Origin of the sequence: Kitasatospora sp. NPDC092948 (assembly GCF_044754805.1) — a bacterium.
GTDB lineage: Bacteria > Actinomycetota > Actinomycetes > Streptomycetales > Streptomycetaceae > Kitasatospora.
On record NZ_JBIVPU010000007.1, the window covers coordinates 205,738 to 225,644 of the forward strand.

Consider the following 19,907-nt stretch of genomic DNA (forward strand, 5'->3'; position numbering starts at 1 on the left):
CCGGAGCTGCTGCCGCGCTGGCACGTATCCCGTCACGCCGACCCCATGTTCCTGTCTCGTGCTCGGCCGGGGCGGCGGTGACGGGGGGTTTCCCGGCCGCTACTCCCGGCCCATGTCCCGGTGGACCAGCACCGTCTCGACTCCGTCCGCGATCAGACGCTTCGTCAGCTGCTCGGACATCGCGACGCTGCGGTGTTTGCCTCCGGTGCAGCCTACGGCAAGCGTCATGTAACGCTTCCCCTCGCGGCGGTAGCCCTCGGTGATGATCCGCAGCAGCTCGGTGTACCCGTCCAGGAACGGCTGTGCTCCGGGCTGCTGGAACACGTACTCTGCCACGTCCGGGTCGGTTCCGGTACGGGCCCGCAGCTCCGGCACCCAGTGCGGGTTCGGCAGGAAGCGGCAGTCCACCACCAGGTCGGCGTCGACCGGCAGGCCGTACTTGAAGCCGAACGACATCACGGTGGCGCGCAGCTCCGGCTCGTCCTGGCCGGCGAACTGGGCGTCCATCTTGGCGCGCAGCTGGTGCACGTTCAGGTTCGAGGTGTCGACCACCAGGTCGGCCTCGCCGCGCAGTTCGCGCAGCAGCTCGCGCTCCTGGGCGATGCCGTCGACGATCCGGCCGTCGGCCTGCAGCGGGTGCGGGCGGCGCACCGACTCGAATCGGCGGACCAGGGCGTCGTCGGAGGAGTCCAGGAACACCACCCGCAGCCGGACGCCGCGCTTCTCCAGCTCCTCCAGCGAGGTCAGCAGGTCGTCGAAGAACGTGCGGCCGCGCACGTCGACCACGACGCCGATCCGCGGCACCGCGCCCTGCGAGCGGGCCCCCAGGTCGACCATGGTCGGAATCAGCGCCGGCGGCAGGTTGTCGACCACGAACCAGCCGAGGTCCTCCAGGCACTTGGCCGCGGTGGAACGGCCCGCCCCGGACATGCCGGAGATGATCACCAGCTCGGGGGTGGTCTCTCCCCCGTTGGACACAGTCACGTCTCTTCCCTGCTTCTCGGTGCTGCTGTGGCGCTACTGTCTTCGATGATCTCGCCGGTCGCGGTGTTGACCGCGAATGCGGCAGGTGTACGGGAGGCCAAGGCTGCGGCAACAGTCTCGGCGGTCCGGCGCCCGATCCCCGGGACCTCGCACAACTCGTCGACGGTGGCCGCCCGGAGCTTCTTCAGCGAACCGAAGTGCTTCAGCAGGGCCCGGCGGCGAGTCTCGCCGAGGCCGGGGACGGAGTCCAGTTCCCCCGCCGTGAGCCGCTTGGCCCGCTTCGAGCGCTGATAGGTGATGGCGAACCGGTGCGCCTCGTCACGGACCCGTTGCAGCAGGTACAGGCCCTCGCTGGAACGCGGCAGCACCACCGGGTCGTCCTGCCCCGGCAGCCACACCTCCTCCAGCCGCTTCGCCAGGCCGCACACCGCGATGTCGTCGATGCCCAGTTCGTCCAACGCCCGCCGCGCCGCGGCGACCTGGGGCTGCCCGCCGTCGACCACCAGCAGCTGCGGCGGGTAGGCGAAGCGCTTCGGGCGGCCGTTCTCGTCGGTCAGGCCCTCGTCGCCGTCGACGGCCTCCTCGGGGACGGCCCACTCGCCGGTCTGCTCGCGCTCCTGGAGGTAGCGGCGGAACCGGCGGGTGATCACCTCGTGCATCGAGCGGACGTCGTCCTGCCCCTCGAAGGTCCTGATCTGGAACCGGCGGTACTCGCTCTTGCGGACCAGGCCGTCCTCGAACACCACCATGGACGCCACCACGTCGTCGCCCTGCAGGTGCGAGATGTCGAAGCACTCGATCCGCAGCGGCGCCGAGTCCAACTCCAGCGCCTCGGCGATCTCCTGGAGCGCCCGGCTGCGGGTGGTCAGGTCCGAGGCGCGCTTGGTCTTGTGCAGCGCCAGCGCCTGCTGGGCGTTCCGCTGCACCGTCTCCATCAGGTCCTTCTTGTCGCCGCGCTGCGGCACCCGCAGGTCGACCTGGGCGCCGCGCAGGCCGGCCAGCCACTCGTGGGCGGCCTCGCCGGGCAGCGCCGGGACCAGCACCTCGCGCGGCACCTGCTCGGTGCCCGCGCCGTACAGCTGCTGCAGCGCGTGCTCGACCAGACCGGCCGTGTCGACGTCCTCGACCTTGTCGGTCACCCAGCCGCGCTGGCCGCGCACCCGGCCGCCGCGGACGTGGAAGATCTGCACGGCCGCTTCGAGTTCGTCCTCGGCGACCGCCAGCAGGTCCGCGTCGGTGCCGTCGCCCAGCACCACCGCGTTCTTCTCCATCGCGCGGCGCAGCGCCCCCAGGTCGTCGCGCAGCCGGGCCGCCTTCTCGTACTCCATCTCGGCGGCGGCCTCCTGCATCTGCAGTTCCAGCCGACGCAGGTAGTTGCCCGTCCGGCCGGCCATGAAGTCGCAGAACTCCTCGGCGAGTTCACGGTGCTCGGCGGCGTCCACCCGGCCCACGCAGGGCGCCGCGCACTTGCCGATGTAGCCCAACAGGCAGGGCCGGCCGACCTGTTGGGCCCGCTTGAACACGCCGTTGGAGCACGTCCGCACCGGGAACACCCGCAGCAGCAGGTCGACCGTCTCGCGGATCGCCCACGCGTGCCCGTACGGGCCGAAGTAACGCACGCCCTTCTTGTGCGCCCCGCGCATCACCTGGACCCGCGGGAACTCCTCGTTCAGGGTGACGGCCAGCTCCGGGTAGCTCTTGTCGTCCCGGTACTTGACGTTGAACCGCGGGTCGAACTCCTTGATCCAGGAGTACTCCAGCTGCAGCGCCTCGACCTCGGTGGACACCACCGTCCACTCCACCGACGCCGCGGTGGTCACCATCGTCGCGGTGCGCGGGTGCAGGTTCGCGACGTCCTGGAAGTACGAGGACAGCCGCTGCCGCAGGTTCTTCGCCTTGCCGACGTAGATGACCCGCCCGTGCGCGTCACGGAACTTGTACACCCCGGGCGAGAGCGGGATCGCCCCCGGAGCCGGACGGTAGGTCGACGGGTCAGCCATGCTCCTACCGTACCGACTGCCGGTGACGCTGCGGCGCGAGTGCCGTCAGTCGGACTCCTCCCGGGCCACGGCGACGGCGAGTTGTGCCCTGAGTTCGGCGTTGTCCGCCTCCAGCACGGCAATCCGCTTACGGGCGAAGTAGAGCTCCAGGACGGCGTCCTGGAACTCCCGCACCAGTTCTTCCGGGGTCAGCTGCATGGTCCGCGCTCCTCGCTCAGGCCGAGGCGATCTTGGTGACGGTGCCCGCGGAGCCGCGCCAGTACAGCGCGCCGCCCTGCGCGAACAGGGAGCCGCCGCCGGCCTTGGAGTCCACCCCGCCCGGGGCGGTGGCGACGTCGCCGACCCGCACGGTGCCCTCGACCAGCAGGCCGGCCGCCGCGGAGGTGTTCTGCGTGACGTGCAGCTGGGCGCGCGGCATGTCGCCCCGGCTGACGCCGATGCCGGTCAGGCCGTTGGCGCGGACGATGAAGTCGTCCACGCCGGGGTTGTTGCGCAGCGCGATCAGGCTGCCCGTGGTGGGGCCGTTGGTCGCGGTCAGGTAGATGCCCTGGGCGGCGGTGCCCGCGGTCTGCAGGTCGATGGAGAGCGCGGCCGCGGCCTGGTCGGAGCCGTCCGCGTAGCCCTTGTGCGCGATCTTCAGCGTGCCCCGGCCCTTCTCGGTGCCGGTCAGGTACATCGCGGAGGTGTCCGGGTTGTCGGACACCGCGTTGATCGCGGTGCCGCCGCCGTTGGTGCCCGCCTGGTACACCACCAGCGCGTGCGCGTTGCTGTTCGCCGGGTTGGTGGTGTTGTTCGCGGTCGACGCGGTCTTGAAGAACGCCGCCTGCCCGTCCTGGCCGTTGCCGTAGAAGCTCTGCGCGTTCACCTGCCCGTCGAACACCGTCACCGACGTCGCCGCGCTCGCGCTCTCCGCTCCGCCCACTGCGACGGTGACCGCGCCCGCGGTGAATCCGCCCAGGAAAAGTCGACGCTTCATTCTCGTTCCCCCCTGTTGTTGATCGGTGATGTGTCAGCCCTTGGTGACCTGCAGCTTCCCGTTCTGCACCGACACCGGGTACTCGGGCAGCGGCTTCGGCGCGGGGCCGTCCTGCACGGCGCCGTCGGAGATCCCGAAGCGGCTGCCGTGGCACAGGCACTGGATCTGCTCCTTGACCACGCCGTTCACCAGGCAGCCGGCGTGCGTGCACTTCGCGCTGAACGCCTTGTACTCGCCGGCGGTCGGCTGCGTGACGACGACGGCCTGCTCCCGGTACACCTTGCCGCCGCCGACGGGGACCTCCGAGGCCGCGCCGAGCTCGACGGGGCCGGAGGAGGTCTCGGTCTTCTTCCCGGTGGAGGCCGAGCAGCCGGCAGCCGTGGCGCCCGCCAGCGCGACGGCCGCGCAGCAGAGGACGGTACGGCGGGACGCGACGGGCTCGGACATGGAAGGACTCCTCGGTGCGGGGTAGGGCGCCAGCAACGTAGCACGCACAACGCGGTCCGCCCGGGGAACCCCGCATTCCCCGGGCGGACCGACCGTACGCGGCGGCTACTTCTTCTTGCGCTTCACCGGCGTCGCGTCCGAGACGCCCGGCAGGATGTCCCGCAGGAACTTGCCGGTGTGGCTCGCCGTCGAGGCCGCGACCTCCTCCGGGGTGCCCTCGATGACCACGCCGCCGCCGCCGGAACCGCCCTCGGGGCCCATGTCGACCAGCCAGTCGGCGGTCTTGATGACGTCGAGGTTGTGCTCGATGACGATGACGGTGTTGCCCTTGTCGACCAGGCCCTCCAGGACCTTGATCAGCTTGCTGATGTCCTCGAAGTGCAGGCCGGTGGTGGGCTCGTCGAGGACGTAGACCGTCCGGCCGGTGGAGCGCTTCTGGAGTTCGGCGGAGAGCTTGACCCGCTGGGCCTCGCCGCCGGAGAGGGTGGTGGCGGGCTGGCCGAGGCGGACGTAGCCGAGGCCGACCTCCTTGAGGGTGCGCAGGTGCCGGGCGATCGCGGGGACGGCCTCGAAGAAGTCGAGGGCCTCCTCGATCGGCATGTCGAGCACCTCGGAGATGGACTTGCCCTTGTAGTGGACCTCCAGCGTCTCCCGGTTGTAGCGGGCGCCGTGGCAGACCTCGCAGGGGACGTAGACGTCCGGCAGGAAGTTCATCTCGATCTTGATGGTGCCGTCGCCGGAGCAGTTCTCGCAGCGGCCGCCCTTGACGTTGAACGAGAACCGGCCGGGCAGGTAGCCGCGGACCTTGGCCTCCTGGGTCTCCGCGAACAGCCGCCGCACGTGGTCGAAGACGCCGGTGTAGGTGGCCGGGTTGGAGCGCGGGGTCCGGCCGATCGGCGACTGGTCGACGTGCACCACCTTGTCGACCAGGTCGGTGCCGGTGATCCGGGTGTGCCGGCCGGGGACGCTGCGGGCGCCGTTCAGCTCGCGCGCCAGGTGGGTGTAGAGGATGTCGTTGACCAGCGTCGACTTGCCCGAGCCGGAGACGCCCGTCACCGCGGTGAAGGTGCCCAGCGGGAAGGCGACGGTGACGTCCTTGAGGTTGTGCTCGCGGGCGCCGTGCACCACGATCTGCCGCTTCTTGTCGCGCGGGCGGCGGGCGGCCGGGATCGGGATGCCGCGCTTGCCGGCCAGGTACTGGCCGGTGAGCGACTCGTCGTTCTTCAGCAGCTCCTTGAGCGAGCCGGAGTGCACGACCTTGCCGCCGTGCTCGCCGGCGCCGGGGCCGATGTCGACGATCCAGTCGGCGGTCTTGATGGTGTCCTCGTCGTGCTCGACGACGATCAGGGTGTTGCCGATGTCCCGCAGCCGGACCAGGGTCTCGATCAGGCGGTGGTTGTCGCGCTGGTGCAGGCCGATGGACGGCTCGTCCAGCACGTACAGCACGCCGACCAGGCCGGAGCCGATCTGGGTGGCCAGCCGGATGCGCTGGGCCTCGCCGCCGGACAGGGTGCCGGCCGCGCGGTTCAGCGACAGGTAGTCGAGGCCGACGTCGACCAGGAAGCGCAGCCGCTCCAGGACCTCCTTGAGGACCCGCTCGGCGATCTTCTTGTCGCGGGCGTCGAGGCGGAGCGCGCCGAGGAAGTCCGCGCAGTCGTTGATCGACATGGCGGAGACGTCGGCGATGGACTTGTCCATCACGGTGACCGCGAGGACCACCGGCTTGAGCCGGGTGCCCTTGCAGGTCGGGCAGGGCACCTCGCGCATGTAGCCCTCGAAGCGCTCCCGGCTGGAGTCGCTCTCCGACTCGGAGTGCCGCCGCGTCACGAACGGGACGGCGCCCTCGAACGCGGTGGTGTAGGAGCGCTCGCGGCCGTACCGGTTGCGGTAGCGCACCTCGACCTGGGTCTTGTGGCCGTACATCAGCGCCTTGCGGGCCCGGGCGGGGAGCCCGGCCCACGGGATGTCGGTGCGGAAGCCGAGTTCGCCGGCCAGCGCGTCGACCAGGCGCTGGAAGTACTCCTTGGTGGCGCCCTGCGACCACGGGTGGATGGCGCCCTCGTCGAGCGACTTCTCCGGGTCGGGGACGACCAGCTCCGGGTCGACCTCCATCCGGTTGCCCAGGCCCGAGCAGTCGGGGCAGGCGCCGAACGGGGAGTTGAAGGAGAACGACCGCGGCTCCATCTCCTCGAAGGAGACGTCGTCGTAGGGGCAGTAGAGGTGCTCCGAGAACATCTTCTCGCGCTCGGGGTCGTCCTCCGCCAGGTCGACGAAGTCGAGCACCACCATGCCGCCGGCCAGCTTGAGGGCCGTCTCCACCGAGTCGGTGAGGCGGCGCTTGGCGCCGGCCTTCACGGTGAGGCGGTCGATGACCACCTCGATGGTGTGCTTCTCCTGCTTCTTGAGCGTGGGCGGCTCGGTCAGCTGGACGGTCTGCCCGTCCACCCGGGCCCGGGCGTAGCCCTTGGACTGGAGGTCGGCGAAGAGGTCGACGAACTCGCCCTTGCGCTCCCGGACCACCGGGCTGAGCACCTGGAACCGGGTGCCCTCGTCCAGCGACAGCACCTTGTCGACGATGGCCTGCGGCGACTGCCGGGCGATCGGGCGGCCGCAGTGCGGGCAGTGCGGCTTGCCGATCCGGGCGAACAGCAGGCGCAGGTAGTCGTACACCTCGGTGATGGTGCCGACGGTGGACCGCGGGTTGCGGCTGGTGGACTTCTGGTCGATCGAAACGGCCGGGGAGAGACCCTCGATGAAGTCGACGTCGGGCTTGTCCATCTGCCCGAGGAACTGCCGGGCGTACGAGGACAGCGATTCGACGTAGCGCCGCTGGCCCTCGGCGAAGATCGTGTCGAAAGCCAGCGAGGACTTGCCGGACCCGGAGAGGCCCGTGAAGACGATGAGGGAATCCCGGGGCAGGTCGAGCGAGACGTTCTTGAGGTTGTGCTCGCGTGCACCGCGGACGACGAGGCGGTCTGCCACTGCTTCTGGCGCCTTTCTCCGGGTCGAATGTTGAGGTCTGCTTCTTCCAGGATGCGCCCGCCAGCGTACTAGCTCATCTGTTCGAATATCGAACTGTCCAGCGGGGTCCACCCGAAGGAGTGAACGGCACCCGCGCCCGACGGTAGCGTCAACGACTGACAACCGCCCCCGGCAACGGCCTGGGGCGGTCGAGAACCGCCTGGAACCGCTCCACCGACCGTCGAAAGGCACCACCCGATGAGCGACGAGACCACCGCTGCCGAGCAGCTGCAGGCCACTGTCGAGAGCACCGAGATCCTGCTGCACACGCTGGCCGAGCTGAAGCCCGAGGAGGTGTTCGAACCGTCCGCGCTGCCCGGCTGGACCCGCGGCCACGTGCTGGCGCACATCGCCCGCAACGCCGACTCGCTGGTCAACCTGCTGACCGGCGCCCGCACCGGCGAGGACATCCCCCAGTACGCCACCCCCGCCAGCCGGGACGCCGACATCGAGGCCGACTCCGGCCGGCCGCTGGACGTCCAGCTGGCCGACGTCCGCGACAGCCAGCAGCGGTTCGTGGACGCCGCCCGGCTGCTCGCCCCCGAGCACTGGCAGGCCGTCCTCACCCACCGTTCCGGCTACACCTTCCCGGCCTGGCAGCTGCCCGGCAAGCGGCTGGCCGAACTGGAGTACCACCACGTCGACCTGAACGCCGGCTACACCCCGGCGCACTGGCCGGAGGCGTTCGCGATCGCCGAGTTCCGCCGCCTGAGCACCCACTTCGGCGCTCTCGACGGCCTCCCGACGGTCCGGCTGATCGCCGACGACGCCGGCCTGGAGACCCGGCTCGGCGGCGCGGGCGAGCCGGAGCTGACCGTCGAGGGCCCGGTGCGGGCGCTGGCCGGCTGGCTGTCGGGGCGCTCGGACGGCGACGGCCTCCAGGTGCACCGCGGCCACGAGGGCCTGGTCGACGCGCGCACCGCCCTGCCCGCGCTGCCCCCGATGGGATGATTGACAGCAGTTGACGGGACACCCCCAGCGGCAGCGAGGAGCGACGGAATGACGTACCACGGAGCGGTCAAGGTCGGCGGCGCGCCGGACGTCCGCGAGCTGGCCCACCTGATCATCACCAAGGTGGCCGTCGGACCGTACGACAACAACGCCTACCTGCTGCGCTGCCGGGCCACCGACGAGCAGCTGCTGATCGACGCGGCCGCCGACGCCCCGGTGCTGCTGGAGACCGTGGGCAGCCGGCTGGCCATGGTGGTCACCACCCATCGGCACCACGACCACTGGGGCGCGCTGGCCGAGGTGGTCGCCGCGACCGGAGCGCGCACCGCGGCCGGCCGGATCGACGCGGAGGGCATCGAGGTGCCCACCGACGTCCCGCTGGAGGACGGCTCGGTGCTCCGGGTCGGGCAGATCGAGCTGACGGTCCGCCACCTGGTGGGCCACACCCCCGGCGCGATCGTGCTGGTCTACGACGACCCGCAGGGCCACCCGCACCTGTTCACCGGCGACTGCCTGTTCCCGGGCGGGGTGGGCAACACCTGGGGCGACCCGGCCGCCTTCGACTCGCTGTTCCGGGACGTCAACGCGAAGATCTTCGACGTCCTCCCGGACGAGACCTGGGTCTACCCGGGCCACGGCAACGACACCACGCTGGGCGCCGAGCGCCCGCACCTGCCCGAGTGGCGCGAACGCGGCTGGTGAGCACGTACGACGAGGGCCCCCGCCTTCCCGGCGGGGGCCCTCGTCACGCCTGCCGTCAGGCGTCGATCTTCTCCGGCCGGTCCGAGCCGTCGCCCTGCCTGCGCGCGGCGACCAGGCTGGTGACGGTGGTGACCGCCAGGGTCAGCAGGATGAAGCCCAGCGACACCGGGATGCTGATCTCCGGGACGTGCACGCCGGCCTCGTGCAGCGCGTGCAGCACCAGCTTCACGCCGATGAAGCCCAGGATCACCGACAGGCCGTAGGACAGGTGGACCAGCTTCTTCAGCAGCCCGCCGATCAGGAAGTACAGCTGCCGCAGGCCCATCAGCGCGAAGGCGTTGGCGGTGAAGACGATGTACGGGTCCTGGGTGAGACCGAAGATGGCGGGGATCGAGTCCAGCGCGAACAGCACGTCGGTGGTGCCGATCGCGATCATCACGATCAGCATCGGGGTCATCAGCCGGCGGCCGTTCTCCCGGACGAACAGCTTGGTGCCGTGGTACCGGTCGGTGGACGGGACGCGCTTCCGAACCGCCCTGAGCAGCCGGTTCTCCTCGAAGTCCGCCTCGTCCTCCTCCTCGGCCCGGGCCTCCTTGAGCAGCTTCCAGGCCGTCCAGATCAGGAACCCGCCGAAGATGAAGAACACCCAGGAGAAGCTGGAGACCAGCGCCGCGCCGCCGGCGATGAAGACCGTCCGGAGCACCAGGGCGATGATCACGCCGAACATCAGCACCCGCTGCTGGTAGATCTTCGGCACCGCGAACTTGCCCATGATCAGAATGAACACGAACAGGTTGTCGACGCTGAGCGACTTCTCGGTGATGTACCCGGCGAAGAACTCCCCGGCCGGCTGCCCGCCGCCGTACCACCACAGGAACCCGCCGAACAGCACCGCCAGCACGACCCAGACCGCGGTCCAGACCCCGGCCTCCTTGAGGGAGACCTCGTGCGGCTTGCGGCCGCCGATGAAGAAATCGGCCACGATCAACAGGGCCAGCACCGCGACAGTGCCGGCCCACAGGCCTGCGGAAACGTCCATGACTGCTCCTCCGGCAGCTTGGCGAACAACATCGTCACTGCCGGAGGTCTCTTCCGCCGCACGGCGCGCCCATCGGTCGGCGCCGCACGGCCAGCGCCCCGGGATGCCGCGAGGGGCATCCGTGATGACGGGGTCGCTGTACGGGGAATACTCCCCTCCGTTCCCGTCGAGAGTAACAGGAACGCCAAGGGGAGGTAAAGAAGGTAAAGAGAGGCTTAGAGGAAGGGCTCGATGAACGGCAGCATGTCCCGGAAGGTGCGGCCGGTGGCGGGCGCGCCGATCGCGGTCATCTTCCAGCCCGCGCCGTCCCGCTCCACCTTGGCCATGATCTGCCCGGTGTGGGTGCCGCCGCCGGTGAGCTCGTAGCGGGCCAGCTCCCTGCCGGTGGTCTCGTCGACCAGCCGGCAGTGCGCGTTCTGCACCTCCAGGAAGTTCTGGCCGCTGTACGAGCTGACGGTGAACACGATCTGGGTGACCCGCCGCGGCACCTTGGTCAGGTCGACCAGGATGCTCTCGTCGTCCCCGCCCGCGCCGGCGCCGCCGACCAGGTTGTCGCCGGTGTGCTGCACCGAGCCGTCGTTGCTGACCAGGTGCGAGAAGAACACCACGTCGCTCATCACCGTGCCGTCGTACAGCAGGGCCGACGCGTCCAGGTCGATCTCCTTCGGGCGGCGGCTGAAGAACCCGCGCTTGCCCGGTGCGGACTTCCAGCCCAGGCCCATCCGGACCACGCTCAGAGTCCCGCCGCTGGACTTCTCCAGGCTGACGCTCTGTCCCTTCGCCAGGCTCACCGACACCCCGACCACCCCATTCCTCCGGGTTCCCCCGGGCCGCTCGCACACGACCGGCCCTGTCAGGTGCGTCCTGGCCCCACGCCGGTCCCGGACCACCCTACGCTGCCGTCCCGCCGCCCCGGTCGGGGACGGCGGGACTGTGGCAGAACCACGACATGACGGCCGTTTCGGACCACCCGGATCAGGCCATGCCGGCCTCGCGCATCTGCCGCAGCTCGCGCTTCAGCTCCTTCACCTCGTCGCGCAACCGGGCCGCCGCCTCGAACTGCAGCTCGGCGGCGGCGGTGTGCATCCGGTCCGTCATGTCCTGGATGAGGTCGGCGAGTTCGGCCGCGGGCAGGCTCTTGGCGGGCTTGCGGTCGATGCCCAGCGACGGCACCGCGGCCTTGCCCTTGCCCTGCTGCCGGTAGCCGGTGGCGAGCAGCTGCTCGGTGTCCACGTCCTCGCCGGCCATGGTGGAGAGCAGGTCGCCGATCTTCTTCCGCAGCGGCTGCGGGTCGATCCCGTGCTCCTCGTTGTACGCCTGCTGGACGGCGCGCCGGCGGTTGGTCTCGGAGATCGCCAGGTCCATCGCCGGGGTGATCTTGTCGGCGTACATGTGCACCTGGCCGGAGACGTTTCGCGCGGCACGGCCGATGGTCTGGATCAGCGAGGTGCCGGAGCGCAGGAAGCCCTCCTTGTCGGCGTCCAGGATCGCCACCAGCGACACCTCGGGCAGGTCCAGGCCCTCGCGCAGCAGGTTGATGCCGACCAGCACGTCGTACTCGCCGGCCCGCAGTTCGCGCAGCAGCTCGATCCGGCGCAGCGTGTCGACGTCGCTGTGCAGGTAGCGGACCCGGATGTCCAGACCGAGGAAGTAGTCGGTGAGGTCCTCGGCCATCTTCTTGGTGAGCGTGGTGACCAGCACCCGCTCGTCCTTCTCCACCCGCTGCCGGATCTCGTGCACCAGGTCGTCGATCTGGCCCTCGGTCGGCTTGACGATCACCTCGGGGTCGATCAGGCCGGTCGGGCGGATGATCTGCTCCACCTGCCCGTCGCCGCGCGCCAGTTCGTACTTGCCGGGGGTGGCCGACAGGTACACGGTCTGGCCGATCCGCTCCTGGAACTCCTCCCACTTCAGCGGCCGGTTGTCCATCGCCGACGGCAGCCGGAACCCGTGCTCGACCAGCGTGCGCTTGCGCGAGGCGTCGCCCTCGTACATCGCGCCGATCTGCGGGACCGTCACGTGCGACTCGTCGATGACCAGCAGGAAGTCCTCGGGGAAGTAGTCGAGCAGGGTGTTCGGCGGCGAGCCCGGCTCGCGGCCGTCGAAGTGCATCGAGTAGTTCTCCACGCCCGAGCAGGTGCCGATCTGACGGAGCATCTCGATGTCGTACGTGGTGCGCATCCGCAGCCGCTGGGCCTCCAGCAGCTTGCCCTGCTTCTCCATCCGGGCGAGGGTCTGCTCCAGCTCCTGCTCGATGTCGTTGACCGCCCGCTCCATCCGCTCCGGGCCGGCCACGTAGTGCGACGCCGGGAAGACGTAGATCGAGTCGTCCTGGCTGATCACCTCGCCGGTCAGCGGGTGCAGCGTGTACAGCGCCTCGATCTCGTCGCCGAACATCTCGATCCGGACGGCGAGTTCCTCGTACACCGGGAAGATCTCGACGGTGTCGCCGCGCACCCGGAACGTCCCGCGGCTGAACGCCAGGTCGTTGCGGGTGTACTGGATGTCCACGAAGCGGCGCAGCAGCGCGTCCCGGTCGACCTCCTCGCCGACCTTCAGCCGCACCATCCGGTCGACGTACTCCTGCGGCGTGCCGAGACCGTAGATGCACGACACCGACGCGACCACCACGACGTCCCGCCTGGTCAGCAGGCTGTTGGTCGCGGAGTGCCGCAGCCGCTCGACCTCCTCGTTGATCGAGGAGTCCTTCTCGATGTACGTGTCCGTCTGCGGGACGTACGCCTCGGGCTGGTAGTAGTCGTAGTACGAGACGAAGTACTCGACCGCGTTGTTCGGCAGCAGTTCCCGGAACTCGTTCGCCAGCTGGGCGGCCAGCGTCTTGTTCGGCGCCATCACCAGCGTGGGCCGCTGCAACTTCTCGATCATCCACGCAGTGGTGGCCGACTTGCCGGTACCGGTCGCACCGAGCAGGACGACGTCCTTCTCCCCGGCGCGGATCCGGCGCTCCAGCTCGGCGATGGCCGCCGGCTGGTCACCATTGGGCTGGTAGGGGCTGACGACCTCGAAAGGCGCCACGGACCGCTCAATACTCGTGATGGGACGCACGCCTCCACGGTACGACCGGCCACCGACAGTCCGAGAGCCGTTCCGGCTGGCGGCGGCGCTCGCTGCCGGGCACGGCCCGGTACGGCAGGGCCGCGCCGGCTACTTGGCGGAGTCCCGGGCCAGCGCGACCAGGCGGGAGACCGCCCGGAGGTACTTCTTGCGGTAGCCGCCGCGGAGCATGTCCTCGGTGAACACCTTGTCGAACGGCACGCCGGAGGCGGTGATCGGCAGTTCCCGGTCGTACATCCGGTCCGCCAGCACCACCAGGCGCAGCGCGGTGGCCTGGTCGTCGACCTGGCGCACGCCGCGCAGGAAGACCGAGCCGACGTCGTCCAGCAGGGCGCCGTAGCGACTCGGGTGCACCTCCTTGAGGTGCTCCAGCAGGGTGTCGAAGTCGTCCAGCGAGGCGTTCGGGGCGGCGGCCGCGCGGGCCGTCACGTCGGCGTCGGTGTACGGCGGCGGGGCGGCCGGGAGGCCGCGGTGGCGGTAGTCCTGGCCGTCGATCCGCACCGGGCGGAAGTGCGCGGACAGGCCCTGGATCTCCCGCATGAAGTCGGCGGCGGCGAACCGGCCCTCGCCGAGCTTCTCGGGCAGCGTGTTCGAGGTCGCGCAGAGCTTGACGCCGTTCTCCACCAGGCGGCTGAGCAGCGTCGACACCAGCACCGTGTCGCCCGGGTCGTCCAGCTCGAACTCGTCGATGCACAGCAGCCGGTGCGAGCTCAGCGTCTTCACCGCGCCCTGGAACGTCAGCGCACCGACCAGGTTGGTGAGCTCGACGAACGTGCCGAACGCCTTCGGGCCCGGGACGGCGTGCCAGAGCGACGCCAGCAGATGCGTTTTTCCTACGCCGTACCCGCCGTCCAGGTAGATCCCCGCCGGCCCGCTCGGCGCCGGCGCGGACCGCCGGAACCACCCGCGCCTGGCCGGCTCGGCCCCCGCGTTCAGGCTCGCCGCGAAGCCCTCCAGGATCTGCACGGCCTCGTACTGGCTCGGCTGCGACGAATCCGGCAGGTAGCTGCCGAAGCTCACCCCGGCGAACCGCGGCGGCGGCACCATCTCGGCCACCAGCCGCTCGGCCGGAACCACCGGCCGCCGAGAGGCGAGGGCTGTCACGGTACTGATTTCGGACTCCGAGGCAGGTGCAGACACGGAGAACAAGCGTACAGGTGAGCGGGAGCACAACCCGAGGACGGGGAGACTCGCGCCCACCTGACCACACTCCTCGCTGCAAGACTTGAGCCATGGAGCAACTGATCGGCAACACCCCCGGCACCCCCGGCACCCTCGACTGGCTGGCCGAGGCGTACGCGTACCCCGTCGGGACCCCCTGGCTGCGGGCGAACATGGTGGCGTCGCTGGACGGTGCGGCCCGGTTGGACGGGCTCTCGGACGGGCTGTCCAGCGAAGCGGACAAGCGGATCTTCGGGGTGCTGCGGGCGCTGTGCGACGTGGTGGTGGTGGGTGCCGAGACGGTGCGGGCGGAGGGGTACCGGCCGGGGCGGGCGCGCAAGGAGTTCGCCGAGCGGCGGCGGGCGGCGGGGCAGTTGCCGGCGCCGGTGATCGCGGTGGTGTCGCGGAGTCTGGAGCTCGACCTCTCGGCGCCGCTGTTCACCGAGCCGCTGGTGCCGACGGTGGTGATCACCGTCTCGGACGCCCCTGCCGAGAAGCTCGCGCGGACCGCCGAGGTCGCCGAGGTGATCGTCGCGGGCACGGGTTCGGTGGATCTGCCGAAGGCTCTCGCCGCGCTCACGGAGCGTGGTTGGCGCCGCCAGCTCTCGGAGGGCGGTCCCCGGCTGCTCGGCCGGCTCGCGGCGGACGGCCTGCTGGACGAGCTGTGCCTCTCGGTGGCCCCGCTGGTGACGGGCGGTGATTCACCGAGGATCGTGAACGGCCCGCAAGCGGCGGACGTCCGGCGGATGCGGCTGGTGTCATTGATCGAGGAGAAAGGTTTCCTCTTCACCCGCTATCTGCGGCCGACCGATCCGGACCGGTCCCCGAGCGACCCCGCCCTCACCTGAGCCACTTCCTGACCGATGTGGACCACGTGTTCCGTGTGGCGCGTGTGCAGCGTGAGGAATCCTTCCTCCGGGCACTATGAAGGAGGGATGTGGATGCCGGACCCGGGGGCCCGTACCACCGAAGGGACTCACGTGTTCAAGACCGTACTGATGATCGAGAAGGCACTCTCCGACGCCGACGTGGAACTGGTCACCACCCTCCACGGCGACGAACAGGTGTCCTTCGTCGTCCTGATGCAGCCGCGCGGCAAGCAGGACGAACTGCTGCGTGCCCTGGACGATGTGGCCCTCGGCCATCTTGACCAGGCGGTGCACGAGCACGACGAGCACGACGGCAACGGGCCGACGCTGGCCGGGGAGTCGCTGGAGCACAGCCTGCGGCACCTGCGGCGGGCCGGCGCGGAGGCGGTCGGCGAGGTGGTCGAGCAGCAGCCGCTGGTCCGGCTGCGCGAGGTGGTGGAGGAGAACCGGGCCGACGAGGTGCTGGTGCTGACGTCGCCGCACTTCGTGGAGGAGTTCTTCCACCGGGACTGGGCCTCCCGCGCCCGGCACGAGGTCGGTGTCCCCGTACTCAAGCTGTTCGCCAGCGACTCCTGACCGCCCTCCCGATTAGGGCAGAATCGTCCCGTGCGCCTGTAGCCACACGCAGCGCACGGGACGACCCGTTTCCGCCTCCTCGCCAGTACGGAGCCAGCCTTGAACGACGCCGCGCACGACCTGCACGCCCCGCACTTCATCGGCATCGGCGGCGCCGGCATGTCCGGTCTGGCGAAGATCCTCGCGGTGCGCGGGGCGACCGTCTCGGGCAGTGACGCCAAGGAGTCGGAGACCGTGCGGGCGCTGCGCGAGCTGGGCGCGACGGTGTTCGTCGGCCACGCGGCGGAGCACCTGCCGGCCGGGACCAGCAGCGTGGTGGTCTCCAGCGCGATCCGCGCCGACAACCCGGAGCTGGTCGCGGCGCAGCAGCGCGGCGTCCCGGTGGTGCACCGCTCGGACGCGCTGGCGGCGCTGATGGGCGGCCGTCGGGCGCTCGCGGTGGCGGGCACCCACGGCAAGACCACCACCACGTCGATGCTGGCGGTCAGCCTGGGCGAGCTGGGCCTGGAGCCCTCGTACGCGATCGGCGGCGACCTGGACCTGCCGGGGTCGAACGCGCACCACGGGGCGGGCGAGATCTTCGTCGCGGAGGCGGACGAGAGCGACCGCAGCTTCCACAAGTACGCGCCCGAGGTGGCGATCGTGCTGAACGTGGAGCTGGACCACCACGCCAACTACGCGTCGATGGAGGAGATCTACGAGTCCTTCGAGACCTTCGTGGCCCGGATCGTCCCCGGCGGCACCCTGGTGGTGTCGTCCGACCACGAGGGCGCCCGCGAGCTGACCCGCCGGGTCGCCGGCCGGGAGGGCCTGAACGTGGTGACGGTCGGCGCGGCCGAGGACGCGGACGTGCGGGTGCTGTCGGTGGCGGCGCGCGGCATGACCAGCGAGGTGACGGTCGAACTGGGCGGCGAGCGGCTGGCGTTCACCGTCTCGGTGCCCGGCCGGCACTACGCGCACAACGCGGTGGCGGCGCTGGCCGCGGGCGTCGCGCTGGGCGTTCCGGCGGACGGGCTGGCGAAGGCGCTCGGCGCGTACACCGGTGTGCGGCGGCGGTTGCAGCTGAAGGGCGAGGCCCGCGGCGTGCAGGTGATCGACTCGTACGCGCACCACCCGACCGAGATGGCCGCCGACCTGGAGGCGATCCGCGAGGCGGCGGGCGCCGGCCGGGTGCTGGTGGTGTTCCAGCCGCACCTGTTCTCCCGCACCCAGCAGCTGGCCGAGGAGATGGGGCAGGCGCTGGCGCTGGCCGACGCCTCGGTGGTGCTGGACATCTACCCGGCCCGCGAGGACCCGATCCCCGGCGTCACCGCCGAGCTGATCATCGACGCGGCCCGCCGGGCCGGCGCGGACGTCCGGGCCGAGCACGAGTTCGCCGCCGCGCCCGCCGTGCTGGCCGCGCTGGCCCGGCCCGGCGACCTGGTGCTGACCATGGGCGCGGGCGACGTCACCAACCTGGGCCCGGAAATTCTGGCCGCCCTGGCGGACGTTGCACCTGCTGTCTGAGTCGAACGGCGAGCCCGGGAGAGTGCCGTGAGCTACGAGGTCCAGAAGTCCGACGCCGAGTGGCGCTCCGAGCTGACGCCCGAGGAGTACCACGTGCTCCGCGAGGCCGGCACCGAGCGCCCGTTCGTCGGCGAGTACACCGACACGAAGACGGTCGGCGTGTACAGCTGCCGGGCGTGCGGCGCGGAACTGTTCAGCAGCGAGACGAAGTTCGAGTCGCACTGCGGCTGGCCGTCGTACTACGCCCCGCTGGCCGGGGACTCGGTGGAGTACCTGGAGGACAGCACCCTCGGGATGCGCCGGGTCGAGGTGCGCTGCAAGAAGTGCGGCAGCCACCTCGGGCACGTCTTCGAGGGCGAGGGCTACGACACGCCGACCGACCAGCGGTACTGCATCAACTCCATCTCACTGCGGTTGCGGCCCGCCGAGTAGGGCGCGGCACGCCCGCCCCCCGTGGAAGACTGATCGCTCTCTTCGGATCGGTCTGGACGTGGGTGGGGCGGGCGTGGCGCGGCGGCGGTCTTCCGGGATGTGGTCGGTACTGGCGGAGGCGCAGCGTGCCCAGCACCAACGCGCGGAGGCGCAGCGCAGGGCGGCGGCCGCGCAGCAGCGGGACCACGAGCGGGCGCAGCGCGAGGCGCAGCGGGCGGCTGCGCGGGGCGAGCGCGAGGCGCTGAAGACGTACCAGCAGCAGCGGGACGCGGATGCGGCCCGGCGGACGGCCGAACTGGACGACCGGGTCGCCGAGTTGCGCGGGGTGCTGGCGGCGGGGCTGGCCGGCCCGGGGTTCTCGCTGGCGGAGCAGAGCCGGGGCGGGCAGGGCGCGATCCCGCCGTTCGACCCGGGCCCGCTGGGCGCTCCGGTGCCGATGCCCGATCAGAACTGGTACCTGGTGCCGCCGTTGACGGGTGCCCAGGCGTTCAACCCGGCGGCGCGCCGGCAGTGGGAGGAGCAGGCCGCGCACGCCCGGGCCAGGTTCGAGTACGACTGGCAGGCGGCGTGGGCGGCCGAGCAGCAGCGGCAGCGTCAACTCGCGGACTACCGGGCCCAGTACGACGCGTGGGCGGCCGAGCGGCACCGGCTGCTGGTCGGGCAGAGCGCGCAGGCCGGGCAGCTCGCGGAGCGGCTGCGGGCGGGCGAGGCGGCGGCGGTCGCCGAGTACTTCGAGGCGGTCGTCGACTGGCGGGAGGACTGGCCGGACGGCTTCCCCACCGACGGCGAGGCCTCGTGGGACGCGGACACCCGCCGGCTGGTGGTGCGCTGGGAGCTGCCGCCGTTCGACGTGGTGCCGACGGTCGGCCGGTACCGCTACGTCCGGTCCGACGACCGGGAGGACGAGGTGGCCCGGCCGGCCACCCAGCGCAAGCAGCTCTACCGCGAGGTGCTGGCGCAGTGCGCGCTGCGGGTGCTGGCGGAGGTGTTCCGGGCCGACACCGGCGGCCTGATCGCCTCGGTCGGGCTGAACGGCGTGGTGGTGGCCCCGGACCCGGCGACCGGTCGGCAGGGCGACCGCTGCCTGCTGGCGGTGGAGGCGGACCGGGAGACCTTCGCCGAACTGGCGCTGGACCGGGTCGCCCCGCTGGACTGCCTGCTGGACGCGCTCGGCGGGCGGCTGTCCGCCCGGCCGGAGAAGGCCGACACGGTGGCCGAGATCCCGGCCGCCGCGACCTCGGCCGGGGACGGCGAGGAGCCGGACCTGTTCGCGATGGACCCGATCGAGTTCGAGAAGCTGATCGCCGAGCTGTTCCGCCGCCGCGGCTTCCGCACCAGCACCACCGCCCGCAGCGGCGACGAGGGCGTGGACGTGCTGGCCGAGGACCCGGACCCGATCACCGGCGGGAAGATCGTCATCCAGGCCAAGCGCTACCGGCACACCGTCTCCCCCAGCGCCGTCCGCGACCTGGAGTCGACGATGCGCCGGCAGGGCGCCAACCGCGGCATCCTGGTCACCACGTCGAAGTTCGGCCCGGGCTCGCGCAAGCACGCCGAGGGCCAGCCGCTCACCCTGGTGGACGGCCCGATGCTGCTCGGCCTGCTCCGCGAGCACGGCCTCCCCGGCCGGCTGGGCCCCGCCCCGGTCCCCGTGCAGCGCCCGGCCGTGGAGTTGACGCCGGGTCAGAACACCGTGCTGCCGGACGGCGAGGTGCGGGTGCGGTTCCGGGCCGGCGGCGCGGACGCCGACCTGACGCTGCTGCTGCTCGACGCCGGCGGCAAGGTGCGGACCGACGAGGACTTCGTCTTCTACCACCAGCCGACCGCGGCCGGCGGGGCCGTCACCCTGGAGCCCGGCGACGCGAGTGCGGTGGTCCGCACCGAGCGGCTGCCTGCGGCGATCCACCGGGTCGCCGTGTCCGTCAACCTCGACACCGACACCACCGCCACCTGCGCCGACCTGATCGACCCGGCCGTCGACCTCACCGTCGGCCCCGGCCGCTGGACCTTCCGCCCACCGACCGACCCGGCGATCTCCGCGATGCTGGTCGCCGAGCTCTACCGCCACCCCGCCGACGGCTGGAAGCTCCGCGCCGTCGGCCAGGGCTGGTCCGACGGCCTGGCGGGCCTGGCCCGCGCACACGGGGTCCAGGTGGAGTGACCCCGGG

Annotated in this window: 17 protein-coding genes; 7 read left to right on the forward strand and 10 right to left on the reverse strand. The window is 71.2% G+C overall.

Features of this window, described 5'->3' with window-relative positions; translation table 11 throughout:
- Positions 1-99 precede the first annotated feature (99 nt).
- The 6 genes from rapZ to uvrA form a co-directional block, all read right to left on the reverse strand.
- Positions 100-984, reverse strand: coding sequence for an RNase adapter RapZ (gene rapZ, locus ACIQF6_RS22375; protein ID WP_400897625.1), 885 nt, complete (start codon positions 982-984; stop codon positions 100-102).
- The gene (uvrC, locus tag ACIQF6_RS22380) at positions 981-2,984 is read right to left on the reverse strand and encodes an excinuclease ABC subunit UvrC (RefSeq protein WP_400897626.1); all 2,004 of its coding nucleotides are present in this window, start codon (positions 2,982-2,984) and stop codon (positions 981-983) included. Before uvrC ends, rapZ begins: the two co-directional genes overlap by 4 nt.
- A gap of 45 nt (positions 2,985-3,029) precedes the next feature.
- Positions 3,030-3,182 (reverse strand): hypothetical protein, encoded by a 153-nt coding sequence (locus ACIQF6_RS22385; RefSeq protein WP_400897627.1) that lies wholly within the window; start codon positions 3,180-3,182, stop codon positions 3,030-3,032.
- A gap of 16 nt (positions 3,183-3,198) precedes the next feature.
- Positions 3,199-3,960 carry a hyaluronoglucosaminidase gene (locus ACIQF6_RS22390; protein ID WP_400897628.1) on the reverse strand — a complete coding sequence of 254 codons (762 nt, stop codon included), beginning with the start codon at positions 3,958-3,960 and terminating at the stop codon, positions 3,199-3,201.
- A 33-nt stretch (positions 3,961-3,993) separates the two neighbouring features.
- On the reverse strand, positions 3,994-4,407 hold the full coding sequence (locus ACIQF6_RS22395) for a Rieske (2Fe-2S) protein (RefSeq protein ID WP_400897629.1): 414 nt from the start codon (positions 4,405-4,407) through the stop codon (positions 3,994-3,996).
- A gap of 105 nt (positions 4,408-4,512) precedes the next feature.
- The gene (gene uvrA, locus ACIQF6_RS22400) at positions 4,513-7,389 is read right to left on the reverse strand and encodes an excinuclease ABC subunit UvrA (RefSeq protein WP_400897630.1); all 2,877 of its coding nucleotides are present in this window, start codon (positions 7,387-7,389) and stop codon (positions 4,513-4,515) included.
- Between the two features lie 237 nt (positions 7,390-7,626).
- On the opposite strand from uvrA, the gene ACIQF6_RS22405 reads away from it, so the two are divergent.
- Entirely contained in the window at positions 7,627-8,379 is a 753-nt protein-coding gene (locus ACIQF6_RS22405; RefSeq protein ID WP_400897631.1) for a maleylpyruvate isomerase family mycothiol-dependent enzyme, read from the forward strand.
- A gap of 48 nt (positions 8,380-8,427) precedes the next feature.
- Positions 8,428-9,081: an MBL fold metallo-hydrolase gene (locus tag ACIQF6_RS22410; protein WP_400897632.1), complete on the forward strand. Its 654-nt coding sequence runs from the start codon at positions 8,428-8,430 to the stop codon at positions 9,079-9,081.
- Between the two features lie 55 nt (positions 9,082-9,136).
- Here ACIQF6_RS22410 and ACIQF6_RS22415 read toward each other — a convergent pair whose 3' ends face one another.
- The 4 genes from ACIQF6_RS22415 to zapE all read right to left on the reverse strand — a co-directional run bounded on the left by ACIQF6_RS22415 (position 9,137) and on the right by zapE (position 14,299).
- Entirely contained in the window at positions 9,137-10,120 is a 984-nt protein-coding gene (locus tag ACIQF6_RS22415; RefSeq protein ID WP_400897633.1) for a TerC family protein, read from the reverse strand.
- 215 nt (positions 10,121-10,335) lie between these two features.
- On the reverse strand, positions 10,336-10,917 hold the full coding sequence (locus ACIQF6_RS22420; RefSeq protein WP_400897634.1) for a TerD family protein: 582 nt from the start codon (positions 10,915-10,917) through the stop codon (positions 10,336-10,338).
- A gap of 178 nt (positions 10,918-11,095) precedes the next feature.
- A complete protein-coding gene (gene uvrB / locus ACIQF6_RS22425) occupies positions 11,096-13,186 on the reverse strand; it encodes an excinuclease ABC subunit UvrB (RefSeq protein WP_400897635.1) in 2,091 nt (696 codons plus the stop codon).
- Positions 13,187-13,285: 99 nt separating this feature from the next.
- Positions 13,286-14,299, reverse strand: coding sequence for a cell division protein ZapE (zapE, locus tag ACIQF6_RS22430; RefSeq protein ID WP_400897636.1), 1,014 nt, complete (start codon positions 14,297-14,299; stop codon positions 13,286-13,288).
- A gap of 128 nt (positions 14,300-14,427) precedes the next feature.
- Between zapE and ACIQF6_RS22435 the strand changes: the two genes are divergently transcribed.
- The 5 genes from ACIQF6_RS22435 (at position 14,428) to ACIQF6_RS22455 (ending at position 19,900) form a co-directional block, all read left to right on the forward strand.
- Positions 14,428-15,204: a pyrimidine reductase family protein gene (locus tag ACIQF6_RS22435; RefSeq protein WP_400897637.1), complete on the forward strand. Its 777-nt coding sequence runs from the start codon at positions 14,428-14,430 to the stop codon at positions 15,202-15,204.
- 132 nt (positions 15,205-15,336) lie between these two features.
- Positions 15,337-15,801 (forward strand): indole-3-glycerol phosphate synthase, encoded by a 465-nt coding sequence (locus tag ACIQF6_RS22440; protein ID WP_400897831.1) that lies wholly within the window; start codon positions 15,337-15,339, stop codon positions 15,799-15,801.
- A gap of 99 nt (positions 15,802-15,900) precedes the next feature.
- Complete coding sequence (gene murC / locus ACIQF6_RS22445; protein WP_400897638.1) at positions 15,901-17,307, forward strand: UDP-N-acetylmuramate--L-alanine ligase; 1,407 nt, start codon at positions 15,901-15,903, stop codon at positions 17,305-17,307.
- A gap of 27 nt (positions 17,308-17,334) precedes the next feature.
- On the forward strand, positions 17,335-17,739 hold the full coding sequence (gene msrB, locus ACIQF6_RS22450) for a peptide-methionine (R)-S-oxide reductase MsrB (protein WP_400897639.1): 405 nt from the start codon (positions 17,335-17,337) through the stop codon (positions 17,737-17,739).
- Between the two features lie 97 nt (positions 17,740-17,836).
- Positions 17,837-19,900, forward strand: coding sequence for a restriction endonuclease (locus ACIQF6_RS22455; RefSeq protein WP_400897640.1), 2,064 nt, complete (start codon positions 17,837-17,839; stop codon positions 19,898-19,900).
- Positions 19,901-19,907: the final 7 nt, after the last annotated feature.